At 68.2% G+C, this 14,932-nt stretch carries 11 protein-coding genes; all 11 read left to right on the plus strand.

What is annotated here, in order from left to right; all coding sequences use genetic code 11:
• Positions 1-56 precede the first annotated feature (56 nt).
• Positions 57-419, plus strand: a complete 363-nt coding sequence (gene sdhD / locus ABDW59_RS11090) for a succinate dehydrogenase, hydrophobic membrane anchor protein (RefSeq protein WP_343629816.1) — start codon at positions 57-59, stop codon at positions 417-419.
• Positions 420-422: 3 nt separating this feature from the next.
• Complete coding sequence (gene sdhA, locus ABDW59_RS11095) at positions 423-2,240, plus strand: succinate dehydrogenase flavoprotein subunit (protein WP_343629818.1); 1,818 nt, start codon at positions 423-425, stop codon at positions 2,238-2,240.
• Between the two features lie 22 nt (positions 2,241-2,262).
• The gene (locus ABDW59_RS11100) at positions 2,263-2,967 is read left to right on the plus strand and encodes a succinate dehydrogenase iron-sulfur subunit (protein ID WP_067063965.1); all 705 of its coding nucleotides are present in this window, start codon (positions 2,263-2,265) and stop codon (positions 2,965-2,967) included.
• Positions 2,968-3,019: 52 nt separating this feature from the next.
• The gene (locus ABDW59_RS11105; protein ID WP_343629819.1) at positions 3,020-3,298 is read left to right on the plus strand and encodes a succinate dehydrogenase assembly factor 2; all 279 of its coding nucleotides are present in this window, start codon (positions 3,020-3,022) and stop codon (positions 3,296-3,298) included.
• Between the two features lie 32 nt (positions 3,299-3,330).
• Positions 3,331-4,641: a citrate synthase gene (gltA, locus tag ABDW59_RS11110; RefSeq protein ID WP_343629821.1), complete on the plus strand. Its 1,311-nt coding sequence runs from the start codon at positions 3,331-3,333 to the stop codon at positions 4,639-4,641.
• 226 nt (positions 4,642-4,867) lie between these two features.
• A complete protein-coding gene (locus ABDW59_RS11115; protein ID WP_343629822.1) occupies positions 4,868-5,884 on the plus strand; it encodes a LacI family DNA-binding transcriptional regulator in 1,017 nt (338 codons plus the stop codon).
• On the plus strand, positions 5,881-6,903 hold the full coding sequence (locus ABDW59_RS11120; RefSeq protein ID WP_343629823.1) for a ribokinase: 1,023 nt from the start codon (positions 5,881-5,883) through the stop codon (positions 6,901-6,903). Before ABDW59_RS11115 ends, ABDW59_RS11120 begins: the two co-directional genes overlap by 4 nt.
• Positions 6,904-6,978: 75 nt before the next feature.
• The gene (locus tag ABDW59_RS11125) at positions 6,979-7,944 is read left to right on the plus strand and encodes a nucleoside hydrolase (protein ID WP_343629824.1); all 966 of its coding nucleotides are present in this window, start codon (positions 6,979-6,981) and stop codon (positions 7,942-7,944) included.
• A gap of 61 nt (positions 7,945-8,005) precedes the next feature.
• The gene (locus tag ABDW59_RS11130; RefSeq protein WP_343629825.1) at positions 8,006-9,328 is read left to right on the plus strand and encodes a TRZ/ATZ family hydrolase; all 1,323 of its coding nucleotides are present in this window, start codon (positions 8,006-8,008) and stop codon (positions 9,326-9,328) included.
• A gap of 107 nt (positions 9,329-9,435) precedes the next feature.
• On the plus strand, positions 9,436-10,575 hold the full coding sequence (locus ABDW59_RS11135; RefSeq protein ID WP_343629826.1) for an ABC transporter substrate-binding protein: 1,140 nt from the start codon (positions 9,436-9,438) through the stop codon (positions 10,573-10,575).
• A 167-nt stretch (positions 10,576-10,742) separates the two neighbouring features.
• Positions 10,743-14,747 (plus strand): phosphoribosylformylglycinamidine synthase, encoded by a 4,005-nt coding sequence (gene purL / locus ABDW59_RS11140; RefSeq protein ID WP_343629828.1) that lies wholly within the window; start codon positions 10,743-10,745, stop codon positions 14,745-14,747.
• The last annotated feature ends 185 nt before the right edge of the window (positions 14,748-14,932 follow it).

A 14,932-nucleotide genomic window follows, 5' to 3' on the forward strand; every position in this document is an offset into this window, starting at 1 on the left:
TCAGGCCGCTCGATCGGGGATGAATTCCGACGATTGACCCAAGAGGCAAATCAACAATGACAACCTACGGAAGCAAGCGCATCGTCACCGGTGCGCATTACGGCCTGCGCGACTGGATGGCGCAACGCGCCACCGCGCTGCTCATGGCGCTGTTCACCATCGTGCTGCTGGCGCAAGTGCTGCTGACCAGCCAGCCCATCGGCTACGACCTGTGGGCGGGCATCTTCAGCAAGCAGTGGATGAAGTTCCTGACCTTCGCGCTGATCGTCTCGCTGGGCTATCACGCCTGGGTCGGCGTGCGCGACATCTGGATGGATTACGTGAAACCGGTGGGCCTGCGTCTGGCGCTGCATGTGTTCACGCTGGTGTGGTTGACGGGTTGCGCGGGTTGGGCGATCCAAGTGATCTGGAGGCTGTAAGCAATGAATATCGGAACCTCGCTGCCCAAGCGCAAATTCGACGTCGTCATCGTGGGAGCCGGCGGCTCCGGCATGCGCGCCTCGCTCCAGCTGTCGCTGGCCGGGCTGAACGTCGCCGTCCTGTCCAAGGTCTTCCCGACCCGCTCGCACACCGTGGCCGCTCAAGGCGGCATCGGCGCCAGCCTGGGCAACATGTCGGAAGACAACTGGCATTACCACTTCTACGACACCGTCAAGGGCTCGGACTGGCTGGGTGACCAGGACGCCATCGAGTTCATGTGCCGTGAAGCGCCCAAGGTCGTGTACGAGCTCGAGCACTTCGGCATGCCCTTCGACCGCAACCCGGACGGCACGATTTATCAGCGTCCGTTCGGCGGACACACGGCCAACTACGGCGAGAAGCCGGTCCAGCGCGCTTGCGCCGCGGCCGACCGCACCGGCCACGCGCTGCTGCACACGCTGTACCAGCAGAACGTCAAGGCCCGCACGAACTTCTTCGTCGAGTGGATGGCGCTGGACCTGATCCGCGACGCCGACGGCGACGTGGTCGGCGTGACCGCGCTGGAAATGGAAACGGGCGACGTCCACATCCTGGAAGCGAAGACCGTGCTGCTGGCCACCGGCGGCGCCGGCCGCATCTTCGCCGCGTCGACCAACGCCTTCATCAACACCGGTGACGGCCTGGGCATGGCGGCGCGCGCGGACATCCCGCTGCAGGACATGGAGTTCTGGCAGTTCCACCCGACCGGCGTGGCCGGCGCGGGCGTGCTGCTGACCGAAGGCTGCCGCGGCGAGGGCGCGATCCTGCGCAACGCCAACGGCGAGCGCTTCATGGAGCGCTACGCTCCGACGCTGAAGGATCTGGCGCCGCGCGACTTCGTCTCGCGCTGCATGGACCAGGAGATCAAGGAAGGTCGCGGCTGCGGTCCCAACAAGGACTACGTCGTGCTGGACATGACCCACCTGGGCGGCGACACCATCGCCAAGCGCCTGCCCTCGGTGCTGGAGATCGGCCACAACTTCGCCAACGTCGACATCACGAAGGAACCGATCCCTGTCGTGCCGACCATCCATTACCAGATGGGCGGCATCCCGACCAACATCCACGGCCAGGTCGTGGTCCCCAAGGGCGACGATCACAAGAGCGTGGTCAACGGCCTGTACGCGGTGGGCGAGTGCTCCTGCGTCTCGGTCCACGGCGCCAACCGCCTGGGCACCAACTCGCTGCTGGACCTGGTGGTCTTCGGCCGCGCCGCGGGCAACCACATCGTCGAAGCGCACAAGGCCTTCAAGGCCGCGGGCGGCGCGCACAAGCCGCTGCCCAAGGACGCAGCCGACAAGACGCTGGCGCGCCTGGCCCGTCTGGAGTCCAACACCGGCGGTGAATACGCCCAGAAGGTCGCCGACGACCTGCGCGCCGCGATGCAGTCGCACGCCGGCGTGTTCCGCACCAGCAAGCTGCTGGACGAGGGCGTCACCGCCGTCGCCGCCATCCGCGAGCGGGTCAAGAACATCACGCTGAAGGACAAGTCCAAGGTCTTCAACACCGCGCGTGTCGAGGCCCTGGAAGTGGACAACCTGATCGAAGCGGCGCAAGCCACGATCGTGTCGGCCGCCGCCCGCAAGGAATGCCGCGGCGCCCACACCGTCAACGACTTCGAGCGCAGCGCCGACGATGCGGAGTTCCCGCTGGGCCGCAACGACAAGGAATGGATGAAGCACACGCTGTGGCATTCCAAGTCCAACAGCCTGACCTACAAGCCGGTCAATCTGCAACCGCTGACCGTCGACAGCGTCCCCCCGAAGGTCCGTACCTTCTGATCGGCCGCAGGAGCATCAAGAAATGATCAAGCGCACTTTCAAGATCTACCGCTACGACCCGGACAAGGACGCCAAGCCGTACATGCAGACCATCGAGCTGGAGCTCGCCGGCAATGAACGCATGCTGCTGGACGCCCTGCTCAAGCTCAAGGTGGTGGATCCCTCGCTGTCCTTCCGCCGTTCCTGCCGCGAAGGCGTGTGCGGCTCCGACGCGATGAACATCAACGGCAAGAACGGTCTGGCCTGCCTGACCAACCTGCGTTCGCTGCCGGACGTGATCGTCCTCAAGCCGCTGCCGGGCCTGCCCGTCGTCCGCGATCTGATCGTGGACATGACGCAGTTCTTCAAGCAGTACAACTCGATCCGTCCGTTCCTGGTGAACGAGGAAGCGCCGCCCGAAAAGGAGCGCCTGCAGTCCCCCGAGGAGCGCGAAGAGCTCAACGGCCTGTACGAGTGCATCCTGTGCGCGAGCTGCTCGACGAGCTGCCCCAGCTTCTGGTGGAACCCCGACAAGTTCGTCGGTCCCGCCGGTCTGTTGCAGGCTTACCGCTTCATCGCCGACAGCCGCGACCAGGCCACCTCGGAGCGCCTCGACAACCTCGAGGACCCGTACCGCCTGTTCCGTTGCCACACCATCATGAACTGCGTCGATGTCTGCCCGAAGGGGCTGAACCCGACGAAGGCGATTGGCAAGATCAAGGAATTGATGGTGCGTCGCGCCGTCTGAGGACGCGGTCCGCATCGGCCATCGCATCAGCATTCGCACCGGCAGTACGCACATGAACCACGCCTCGCCCGACAACCTCGTTTCCGAGAGGGATCTCTCCAAGCTGCGGTGGCGTTGCCGCCGCGGTCTGCTGGAGAATGACCTCTTCATCGAGCGCTTCTTCCAGCGGCATGAAGGTCGTCTGACCGAGTTCCACGCGGAAGGGCTGAGGCAGTTGATGGATCTGTCCGACAACGACCTGCTCGACCTGATGCTGGCTCGCAAGGAGCCGGCGGACGACCTGGATCGGCCCGACGTGCTTGCCGTGCTCGCGCTGCTGCGGACCCAGTAAACAAGAAACCCCCGAAGTCATAAGGAATGCCCATGACCCCGTCTGACGTCAAAGCCACCCTGTCGTTCTCCGATGGCAGCCCGCAAATCGATCTCCCGCTGTACAAGGGCACGATCGGTCCGGATGTGATCGACATCCGCAAGCTGTATGGCCAGACGGGCAAGTTCACCTACGACCCGGGCTTCCTGTCGACCGCCTCGTGCAACTCGACCATCACCTACATCGACGGCGACAAGGGCGAGCTGCTGTACCGCGGCTACCCGATCGAGCAGCTGGCGGTGAACTGCGACTACCTCGAGACCTGCTACCTGCTGCTGTACGGGGAGCTGCCCAACCCGTCGCAGAAGGAAGAGTTCGTCAACCGCGTGACCAACCACACGATGGTCAACGAGCAGATGCAGTTCTTCCTGCGCGGCTTCCGTCGCGACGCGCATCCGATGGCCGTGATGACGGGTCTGGTCGGCGCGATGTCGGCCTTCTATCACGACAGCACCGACATCAATAATCCCGAGCACCGCGAGATCGCCGCGATCCGCCTGATCGCGAAGATGCCGACGCTGGTGGCGATGGCCTACAAGTACACGATCGGCCAACCCTACATCTATCCGAAGAACGACCTCTCGTACGCCGGCAACTTCATGCGCATGATGTTCGCCACGCCCTGCGAGGAGTACAAGCCCAACGACGTGCTGGTCCGCGCGATGGACCGCATCTTCACGCTGCACGCCGACCACGAGCAGAACGCCTCGACCTCGACCGTGCGTCTGTGCGGCTCGTCGGGCACGAACCCGTTCGCCGCGATCGCGGCCGGCGTGGCCTGCCTGTGGGGCCCGGCGCACGGCGGCGCCAACGAAGCCGCGCTGAACATGCTCGGCGACATCCAGCGCAACGGCGGCGTGGCCAAGATCGGCGAGTTCATCAAGCAGGTGAAGGACAAGAACAGCGGCGTCAAGCTGATGGGCTTCGGTCACCGTGTCTACAAGAACTACGACCCGCGCGCCAAGCTGATGCGCGAGACCTGCCATGAAGTCCTGAACGAGCTGGGTCTGCACAACGACCCGATGTTCAAGCTGGCCATGGAGCTGGAGAAGATCGCGCTGGAAGACGAATACTTCGTCGCCCGCAAGCTGTACCCGAACGTGGACTTCTACTCCGGCATCGTGCAGCGCGCCATCGGCATCCCGGTCCCGCTGTTCACCGCGATCTTCGCGCTGGCCCGCACGGTCGGCTGGATCGCCCAGCTGAACGAAATGATCGGCGACCCCGAGTACAAGATCGGCCGCCCGCGTCAGCTGTTCGTCGGCGCGACCCCGCGCGACGTCAAGCCGATCGCCCAGCGCTGATCGCTGATGTGTCGAGCCGCGCGAGCGGCTCGATGCAACAAAGCCCCTGGCCGCAAGGCGCAGGGGCTTTCTTGTATGCGAGGGAGCAGGGCGTCATGCCCCCTGAATATTTGATGCGCGAGCACCGCCCGGCGGATCGGAGGCATCAACGATCAGGTATGCTCTGCAAACGTTTGCAATTGACTGAATCTGCCAGTTTGGCACGAGACGAGGACCGAATCTACCGATGAGCACCATCAAGGATGTGGCCGCGCTGGCGGGGGTGTCCTTCACCACGGTGTCGCACGTGCTGAACAACACCCGACCGGTGAGCGCCGAAGCCCGCGCCCGCGTGCTCGCCGCCGTCGACGAGATCGGTTATCTGCCCAGCGCCGTTGCGCGCTCGCTGCGTCGCAGCGAGACCAAGATCGTCGGCGTGCTGGTGCCCAACGTGCGCAACCCCTTCTTCGCGGAACTGGTCGTGGGCGTCGAGGAGTGGTGCCGCCAGGCCGGCTATTCGGTCTTCCTCTGCAACTCGGACAACGAGCCCAAGCACCAGCAGGCCTACCTGCGCACGCTGCTGGAGAAGCGCATCGACGGCCTGCTGCTGAGCTCCGCCGGCGACACCGAGGCCCTGGCCGGCACCTTCCGCCACGCCAGCGTGCCCGTCGTCACCGTCGACCGCCTGGTCCCCGGCGCGCGCGCCGACCGCGTCAGCGTCAACAACCAGCTGGGCGCTTTCGAGGTGGTGCGGCATCTCCTGGAGCTGGGCCACCGCCGCATCGGCTGCGTCAGCGGCCCGGCCGAGTTCGAGGTCACCACCGAGCGCGTCGCCGGCTGGCGCAACGCGCTGAATCAGCGCGGCATCCAGGTGCGCGAGGAGTGGCTCGCCGAGAGCGACTTCAGCACCGCCGGCGGCTACGAGGCCGTCAAGGGCCTGCTCAAGCGACAGCCCGAGCTGACCGCCGTCTTCACCTGCAACGACCTGATGGGCATGGGCGCGCTGCGCGCCGCGGCGGAAATGGGGCTGAACGTCCCGCGCCAGCTCTCGGTCGTGGGCTTCGACGCGATCGAGCTCGGCAGCTATGTCTATCCCGCGCTGACCAGCGTGGGCTGCTCGATCCGCGATCTGGGCCGGGAGGCCGGACGCGCGCTGATCGAGCGTATCGAGAATCCCCAGGCGCCGCTCAAGGACCTGCGACTCGTGCCGCAGGTCGTGCTGCGCGAGAGCACCGCGGCGCCGTCGTCCCCGGAGACTGCATGACTTCAGCATCGGCTGCCGCCACCGTCGTGGTGGTGGGCAGCATCAACATGGACCTGGTGGCGCACGCCCCGCGCCTGCCCGCACCGGGTGAGACCCTGATCGGCGAGGCCTTCGTCGGCACGCCCGGCGGCAAGGGCGGCAACCAGGCGGTGGCCGCCTCGCGCCTGGGCGCCGAGGTGGCGATCATCGGCCGCATCGGCATGCGCCAGCACGGCCAGGATCTGATCAACGCGCTGCAGGCCGAGCGGGTGCGCACCGACGCGGTCCGCCGCGACGATCGCGCCTGGCCCGGCGTGGCCGTGATCATGGTCGCCAGCGAGGGCGGCGAGAACGCCATCGTCGTCGTCCCCGGCAGCAACGCCGATCTGGACACGGGCGACGTGGAGCAGGGCGGAGCGCTGCTGCGTCAGGCCAAGGTCGTCGTCGCGCAGCTGGAAGTGCCGGTGCCGGCCGTGCAGCGCGCCTTCGAGATCGCCCGCGAGGCCGGCGTGACCACGGTGCTCAATGCCGCGCCCGCGCAGGCGCTGCCCGCCGCGCTGCTCGCGCTCAGCGACTGGCTGATCGTCAACGAGACCGAGGCCCTGCAGCTGGCGCGCGACGTCCAGCTGGCCGGCGACGCCTGCGAGCTCGACATCGCCCGCGCGACCGCGAAGCAGCTGCGCGCGCTGGGTCCGCGTCATGTGCTGGTCACGATCGGCGGCGCCGGGGCCTGGCTGCTGTGCGACGCGCATCCCGAAGGGCTGCATCTGGTCGCCCCGCGCGTCGAGGCGGTGGATACAGTCGGTGCCGGCGACACGCTGGTGGGCGGACTCGCCGTCGGTCTGGCCGAAGGCCTGGTGCCGGCGCGCGCCGTCGCGCTGGGTCAGTCGGCCGCGGCGCTGTCGGTCAGCCGCTCCGGCGTGCAGCAGGCGATGCCGCATCGCTCCGAGCTGCCGGATCTGCCCGAACTGCACGCGCTGTTGGCCCAGGCCGAGCAAGCCGCTCAAGCCGCGCAAGCGGCCGCCGCAGGCAAGGCCTGACCCCGGTGCGCGCCCCCGCGATGTCGTGGAGGCGCGCTTCGATCAACGACTTCTGACCCTGGACGCAGTATCCCCATGGACAGCACCCGCATCCCCGTCATCTTCGACACCGACCCCGGCATCGACGACGCGCTCGCGCTCGCGCTGCTGGCGAGCCATCCCCGCTTCGATCTGCTGGCGGTGACCTCGGCCTTCGGCAACGCCTCGGTCGACATCACCACCCGCAACGCGCAGGGCCTGACCGCGCTCTTCGGCAAGGACATCCCCGTCGCCCGCGGCGCCGAGGGTCCGCTGCGCGACGAGCGCCGCCGCAACCATGCCACCCACGTGCATGGCGACGACGGCATCGGCGGCCTGAGCGCGCAACTGCCGGCGCCGACGCGTCCGCTCGATCCCCGCCCCGCGGACCAGCTGCTGTGCGACCTGGTCAACGAGCGACCGGGCGAGATCACGCTGGTCGCCGTCGGCCCGTTCACCAACCTGGCCCTGGCGCTCCAGCGCGACCCGTCGATCGCGTCGAAGGTCAAGGGCGTGATCGTGATGGGCGGCGCCTTCGGTCTGCGCGGTCACAGCGGCAACGTCAGCCCGGTGGCCGAGGCCAACATCATGGCCGACCCCGAGGCCGCCGATCGGGTCTTCACCGCGCCCTGGCCGGTGACCATCGTCGGTCTGGACGTGACGCAGGAAGCGATCATGCGCGAGGCCGACCTGGCCAAGCTGCGCGGCCGCGGTGACGGCGCGGGCGAGCTGCTCTGGCAGGCCACGCGCCATTACCAGCGCTTCTACGACGAGCGCGACGGCATCGGCGGCATCTACGCCCACGACGCCAGTGCCGCCGCGATTCTGCTGGTCCCCGAGGCCTTCACGCTGCGCCGCGGCCCGGTGCGGGTGGTGCGGGAGGGCATCGCCACCGGCCAGACCATCCAGGACTGGCGCAACGAGCACGGCACCGGCACCGCCTGGAGCGGCCACCCGGCGCAGCTGGTCTGCGTCGAGGTCGACGCGCCGCGCGTGCTGGCGCTGTTCGACGAGATCTTCTGATCCCGCCAAGAATCAAGACAATGCACGACGCGCCGCGCGGCGCGTTCAAGGAGAACCCGAGATGACGACCCAAGCCGTGAAGCTGCTGTTGCCCCGCTGGCTGATCACCATGACCCCGGACAGCCCGGTGCTCGAGCACCACGCGCTGGCCATCGAGGGCGACCGCATCGCCGCCGTCCTGCCGCGCGAGGAAGCGCTGCAGCGCTACGCCAGCGCCGACCGCGTCGAGCTCCCGCATCACGTCCTGATCCCCGGCCTGATCAACGCCCACACGCATTCGGCGATGTCGCTGCTGCGCGGCGTGGCCGACGACCTGGCGCTGATGGACTGGCTGAACAACCACATCTGGCCGCTGGAGCGCCAATGGGTCAGCGAGGACTGGACCTACACCGGCTCCCTGCTGTCGGCCGCCGAGGCGATCCGCGGCGGCGTGACCTACCTCAACGACATGTACTTCTTCCCCACCGCGATGGCTCGCGCGGCGGTGGACAGCGGCCTCCGCGCCGGCGTGTCGATCAACGTCATCGACTTCCCCACCGGCTATGCGGCCAACGCGCAGGACTACATCGCCAAGGGCCTGGCCGCCTATGAGCAGTTCAAGGGCGAAAAGCTGCTGGACTGGACCAGCGCGCCGCATGCGCCGTACACGGTCTCCGACGAGACCTTCATCCAGCTGCGCGAGCTGGCCGAGAAGTACGACCTGCAGATGCACTGCCACATCCACGAGACGCAGGACGAGATCGACGGCAGCATCAAGCAGTACGGCGAGCGTCCGCTGGCGCGCTTGAACAAGCTGGGCCTGCTCAACGCCAAGATGATCGCGGTGCACATGGTCCACCTGAACGACGCGGAGATCGACCTCGTCGCCAAGCAGGGCGTGCACCTGGTCCACAACCCGAGCTCCAACCTGAAGCTGGCCTCGGGCGTGGCGCCGGTGAAGGCGCTGGAAGCCGCCGGCGTGAACACCATCCTGGGCACGGACGGCGCGGCCTCCAACAACCGTCAGGACATGTTCAGCGAGATCCGCGCCGCCGCGCTGCTGGCCAAGGGCGTGACGGGCGATCCGCTGACGGTGTCGGCCCGCACGGCGCTGGAGATGGCCACGGTGCGCGCCGCCAAGGCCATGGGCCGGGCGAGCGATCTGGGCACGCTGGAAGCGGGCAAGCTGGCCGACGTCGTGGCTGTCGCGCTGGACTCGATCGAGTGCCAGCCCGTCTATCACGCCGATGCGCAGCTGGTCTACGTGGCCGGCCGTGAACATGTCACGGACGTCTGGGTGGGTGGCCGCCAGCTGCTGGCAAATCGCAACGTTGTGACCATCGACACGGCGGGATTGCTGGGTCGCGTGCAGGACATCGTGGCTAAGATGCGCGCCGGGCGCTGAGCCCCCCTGAACAAGGGGGTGTCGGCGTCCAGGCGCCGGCGTCGCGTGCGACCGCCGGCTGGCAGGAGACAGTGCCGGCGTCCACAGCGCCGGCGGGACACGACCACATGAACACCCCTTCCTGGAGCCGGCGCCTGGGCGCCTCCATCGCCGTCGCCACCCTGGCCATGAGCCTGGGCGGCGCGGCCCGCGCGGACATCCTGATCGGCCAGACGGCCGGCTTCACCGGCCAGGTGGCCGCCAGCGTCAAGGAGCTGACGCTGGGCGCCAAGCTCTACATCGACAAGGTCAACGCCGGCGGCGGCGTCAACGGTCAGAAGATCGATCTGGTGTCGATGGACGACGGCTTCGAGCCCAAGCGCGCCGCGGCCAATGCGCAGACCCTGATCGACAAGGGCGCGGTGGCGCTGTTCCTGACCCGCGGCACGCCGCACACGCAGGCGGTGATGCCGCTGCTGGAGAAGGCGCAGGTGCCGCTGGTGGCTCCCTCGACCGGCGCGATGCTGCTGCACAAGCCGGTCAACCCCTACATCTTCAACGTCCGCTCGACGTATCAGCGCGAGGCCGAGCGCGCCGTGCAGCTGCTCCTGGAGATGGGCAACACCCGCATCGCGCTGGTGCAGGTCAACGACACCTTCGGCGCCGACGGCGTGACGGGCGCGATGAACGGCTTCGCCGGCCGCGAGGTCAAGCCCATCGTCCATCTGACCTACGACCGCGAGAAGCCGGATGTGGCCGGCGTGGTCAAGAAGCTGATCGCCGCGGACCCGCAGGTCGTGCTGCTGATCGCCTCGCAGCAGATCACCTCGGACACCATCAATGCGCTGCGCGCGGCGGGCTCGCGCATCCTGGGCGCGACGCTGTCCAACAACGCGTCCAACGGCTTCGTCCAGCTGCTGGGCCAGAATGCCGCCGGCGTGATCGTCTCGCAGGTCTTCCCCAGCGAGCGCAGCAACAACGTCCCCATGGTGCGCGAGCTCGGCGACCTGGTGAAGGCCAAGCCCGCCGAGTCCGGCGGCCAGGTCACGCCCGCGATGATGGAGGGCTACGCCGCCGCCAAGGTGCTGGTGGAGGGCCTCAAGCGCGCCGGCAAGGACACCAGCCGGGCCGGCCTGCTCAAGGCCTTGAACGGCATGTCCAAGTACGACCTGGGCGGCATGGAGCTGGGTTTCAGCGCGTCCGACCACACCGGCACCAACTACGCGGACATCGCGATCATCGATCCGCGCGGGCGTTTCCTGCGATGAACACGGGCCGGGGTCCGCGCCGGGAGGCGCGGCAAGAGGCCCCGGCGCGCTGCGGCGCGGTGCGCTGATCCATCCGGATCCGCCGGGTAAACCCGGTGCGAGGGGCGGCGCTGGCTAGAATGGCGGGCTCACGCCGCGGCGACGCGCGGCGCAACCCCCGGGATCCCATGGCCAGCACCCAAACCCCCAAGCATCTGATTCACTTCGAGGGGGGCAATGCGCTCTCTTCATTCCGGGCCGCGGCGCTGCTGGCGCGACTGCAGGCCGTCTCCGACCGCATCACCGCGGTCCATGCGCGTCACGTGCACTGGGTCTGGACCGACTCGGCCATCGACGCGGAGCAAGGCGCCAAGCTCCAATCGCTGCTCGATTACGGCGACCGCTATGAGGGCCCGGGCGAGGGCGCGCTGATCGTCGTCGCCCCGCGACTGGGCACGTTGAGCCCCTGGGCGTCCAAGGCCACCGACATCGCCCACAACTGCGGCCTGGACATCCACCGCGTGGAGCGCGTCACCGAGTTCCGCCTGACGCTCAAGACCGGCCTGCTGGGCGGCCTGACCGGCGGCGCCAAGCCGCTGACGCAGGAGGAGCTGCTGGCTTGCGCCGAGCTGCTGCACGACCGCATGACCGAGAGCGTGCTGCTCTCGCGCGAGGATGCGCGTCATCTCTTCGACGACAAGCAGGCCCAGCCGCTGGCCCATGTGGACGTGATCGGCCGCGGCCGCGCGGCGCTGGACGAAGCGAACGGCGCCTGGGGCCTGGCGATGTCGGAGGACGAGATCGTCTATCTGGACGACGCCTTCCGCAAGCTGGGCCGCAACCCCAGCGACGTCGAGCTGATGATGTTCGCGCAGGCCAACAGCGAGCACTGCCGCCACAAGATCTTCAACGCGCAGTTCACCATCGACGGCGAGGCGCAGCCGCTGTCGCTGTTCGGCATGATCCGCAACACCGAGAAGCTCTCGCCGCAGCACACGGTGATCGCCTATTCGGACAACGCGGCGGTGATGGAAGGTCACGCGATCGAGCGCTGGATCCCCGCCGGCGACCGGCGCGCCCCGAAGTACGAGGCCCGTGCCGAGACCGCGCACGTGCTGATGAAGGTCGAGACGCACAACCACCCGACGGCGATCTCCCCGCATCCGGGCGCCTCCACCGGGGCGGGCGGCGAGATCCGCGACGAGGGCGCGACCGGTCGCGGCTCCAAGCCCAAGGCGGGCCTGACCGGCTTCTCGGTGTCCAACCTGCATCTGCCGGGCCTGAGCGAGCCCTGGGAGCAGAACCCCGTCGGCAAGCCGGCGCACATCGCCAGCCCGCTGCAGATCATGACCGAGGGCCCGCTGGGCGGCGCCGCGTTCAACAACGAGTTCGGCCGTCCGAATCTGGGCGGCTACTTCCGCGTCTTCGAGCAGGACGTCGACGGCATCCGCCGCGGCTATCACAAGCCCATCATGATCGCCGGCGGCCTGGGCGCGATCCGCTCGGACCTGACCAAGAAGATCGAGTTCCCCGCGGGCTCGCTGCTGATCCAGCTGGGCGGCCCCGGCATGCGCATCGGCATGGGCGGCAGCGCGGCCAGCTCCATGGCGGCGGGCACCAACACGGCCGACCTGGACTTCGACTCGGTCCAGCGCGGCAACCCCGAGATCCAGCGCCGCGCGCAAGAGGTCATCAACCACTGCTGGGGCCTGGCCGAGCGCAACCCCATCCTGGCGGTGCATGACGTCGGCGCGGGCGGCATCTCCAACGCCTTCCCCGAGCTGGTCAACGACGCGGGCCGCGGCGCCACGTTCGACCTGAGCCGGGTCCCGCTGGAGGAGAGCGGCCTGGCCCCCAAGGAAATCTGGTGCAACGAGAGCCAGGAGCGCTACGTCCTGGCCATCGCGCCGGAGAGCCTCGAGCTCTTCAAGGCCATGTGCGAGCGTGAGCGCTGCCCGTTCGCGGTCGTCGGCGTGACGACCGAGCATCGCGAGCTGGTGCTGGAAGACGGCCCGCAGGGCGAGCGCGCCATCGACATGCCGATGGACGTGCTGCTGGGCAAGCCGCCCAAGATGCATCGCGAGGTCACGCGCGTGGCGCGTTCCGGCGGCGCGCTGTCGCTGGACGGCGTGGCGCTGGCGACCGTGGCGCGCACCGTGCTGCGTCACCCGACGGTGGCCTCCAAGCGCTTCCTGATCAGCATCGGCGACCGCACCGTGGGCGGGCTGAACCATCGCGACCAGATGGTCGGTCCGTGGCAGATCCCGGTGGCGGACTGCGCGGTCACGCTGGCCGACTTCAAGGGCTTCGCCGGTGAAGCCATGAGCATGGGCGAGCGCACCCCGCTGGCCTCGGTCGACGGTCCCGCCTCCGGCCGCATGGCGGTGGGCGAGGCCATCACCAACCTGCTGGCCGCCCCGATCGAGCTGGCGCGGGTGAAGCTGTCCGCCAACTGGATGGCCGCCTGCGGCGAGGCCGGTGAGGACGCCGCGCTGTACGACACGGTCAAGGCGGTGGGCATGGAGCTGTGCCCGGCGCTGGGCATCTCCATTCCGGTCGGCAAGGATTCGCTGTCCATGCGCACCCGCTGGACGGACGAAGGCCAGATCAAGCAGGTCACCGCGCCGGTGTCGCTGATCATCACGGCCTTCGCGTCGCTGAGCGATGTGCGGGGCACGCTGACGCCGCAGCTGCAGGAGGGCGACACCACGCTGATCCTGGTCGACCTGGGTCAGGGCCGCATGCGCATGGGCGGCTCGATCCTGGCGCAGACGCTGAATCAGTTCGGCCCGGAAGTGCCGGACCTGGACGATCCGGCGCAGCTGAAGGCGCTGGTCTCGGCGGTGAACGAGCTGCGCGGCCAGGGCAAGCTGCTGGCGTACCACGACCGCAGCGACGGCGGCCTGTTCGCGGCCGCGATGGAAATGGCCTTCGCGGGCCAGCGCGGCGTGAGCCTGAACGTGGACATGCTGGTCACCGAGGGTGACGGCATCAGCGACAGCCGCGCCGAGATGGGCGACTCCAAGAACTGGGCTTCGCAGGTCAGCGGCCGCCGTGACGAGCTGACGCTGAAGGCGCTGTTCAACGAGGAACTGGGCGCGCTGCTGCAAGTCGCCACGGGCGACCGCGACGCGGTGCTGCAGACGCTGCGCGCGCATGGTCTGTCCAAGCTGAGTCACGTGGTCGGCAAGACCAACGAGACGAAGCAGGCCGAGGTCTGGCGCGACGCCAAGAAGGTCTTCGCCGCGCCGCTGAACGAGCTGCAGCAGGAATGGGATCAGGTCTCGTGGCGCATCGCCCGCGACCGCGACAACCCGGCCTGCGCGGATCAGGAGCACGCGCTGGCGTCGACGCCGGATGCGGGCCTGCATTGGCTGCCGTCCTTCGACGTGAAGGAAGACGTCGCGGCTCCGTACATCGCCAGCGGCGTGCGCCCGAAGGTCGCGATCCTGCGCGAGCAGGGCGTCAACTCGCATGTGGAGATGTCCTACGCGATGGCGCAGGCCGGCTTCGACGCGTATGACGTGCACATGAGCGACCTGCAGGCCGGCGCGGTCGACCTGACGGACTTCAAGGGCTTCATCGCCTGCGGCGGTTTCAGTTACGGCGACACGCTGGGCGCGGGCGAGGGCTGGGCGCGATCGATTCTGTTCAACCCGGTGCTGAAGGCGGCCTTCGAGGCCTTCTTTGCGCGGCCGGACAGCTTCGCGCTGGGCGTGTGCAACGGCTGCCAGATGCTGGCGGCGCTGTCGCCGATGATCCCGGGCGCGGAGCACTGGCCCAAGTTCGTGCGCAATCGCAGCGAGCAATTCGAGGCGCGTCTGGCGCAGGTCGAGATCGTTGAATCGCCGAGCATCTTCTTCACCGGGATGGCCGGCAGCCGCTTGCCGATCGCGGTCGCGCACGGCGAGGGCTTCGCGGACTTCTCGCAGCGTGGCGATCCGGCGCAGGTGTTGCGGGCGATGCGGTATGTCGATGGCAACGGCCAACCGACGGAGCAGTACCCGCTGAACCCGAACGGCAGCCCGCAGGGGTTGACCGCGGTGACGACGGCGGATGGCCGATTCACGGCGCTGATGCCGCATCCGGAGCGGGTGTTCCGCAATGTGCAGATGAGCTGGACGGGCGGCGACAAGGGCGAGTTGAGCCCGTGGATGCGGATGTTCCGCAATGCGCGGAAGTGGGTGGGGTGATCAGGATCCGTCGAAGCGGAATGCAGAAGGGCCACGATCACTCGTGGCCCTTTTTTTGGGTTCTTCGCCGATGTGCGGGGAAGAACGAGACGCGGCCAGGTGCCGCACCTGCTAAGTTGAAGTTGTCGAGACTCACTTTCGCAGGGGGCAGCCATGGCCGCGTCCCAGTGTATTTCTCGCCTGGG

It is taken from the genome of Roseateles sp. (genome assembly GCF_039595295.1).
Classification (GTDB): Bacteria; Pseudomonadota; Gammaproteobacteria; order Burkholderiales; family Burkholderiaceae_C; genus Roseateles.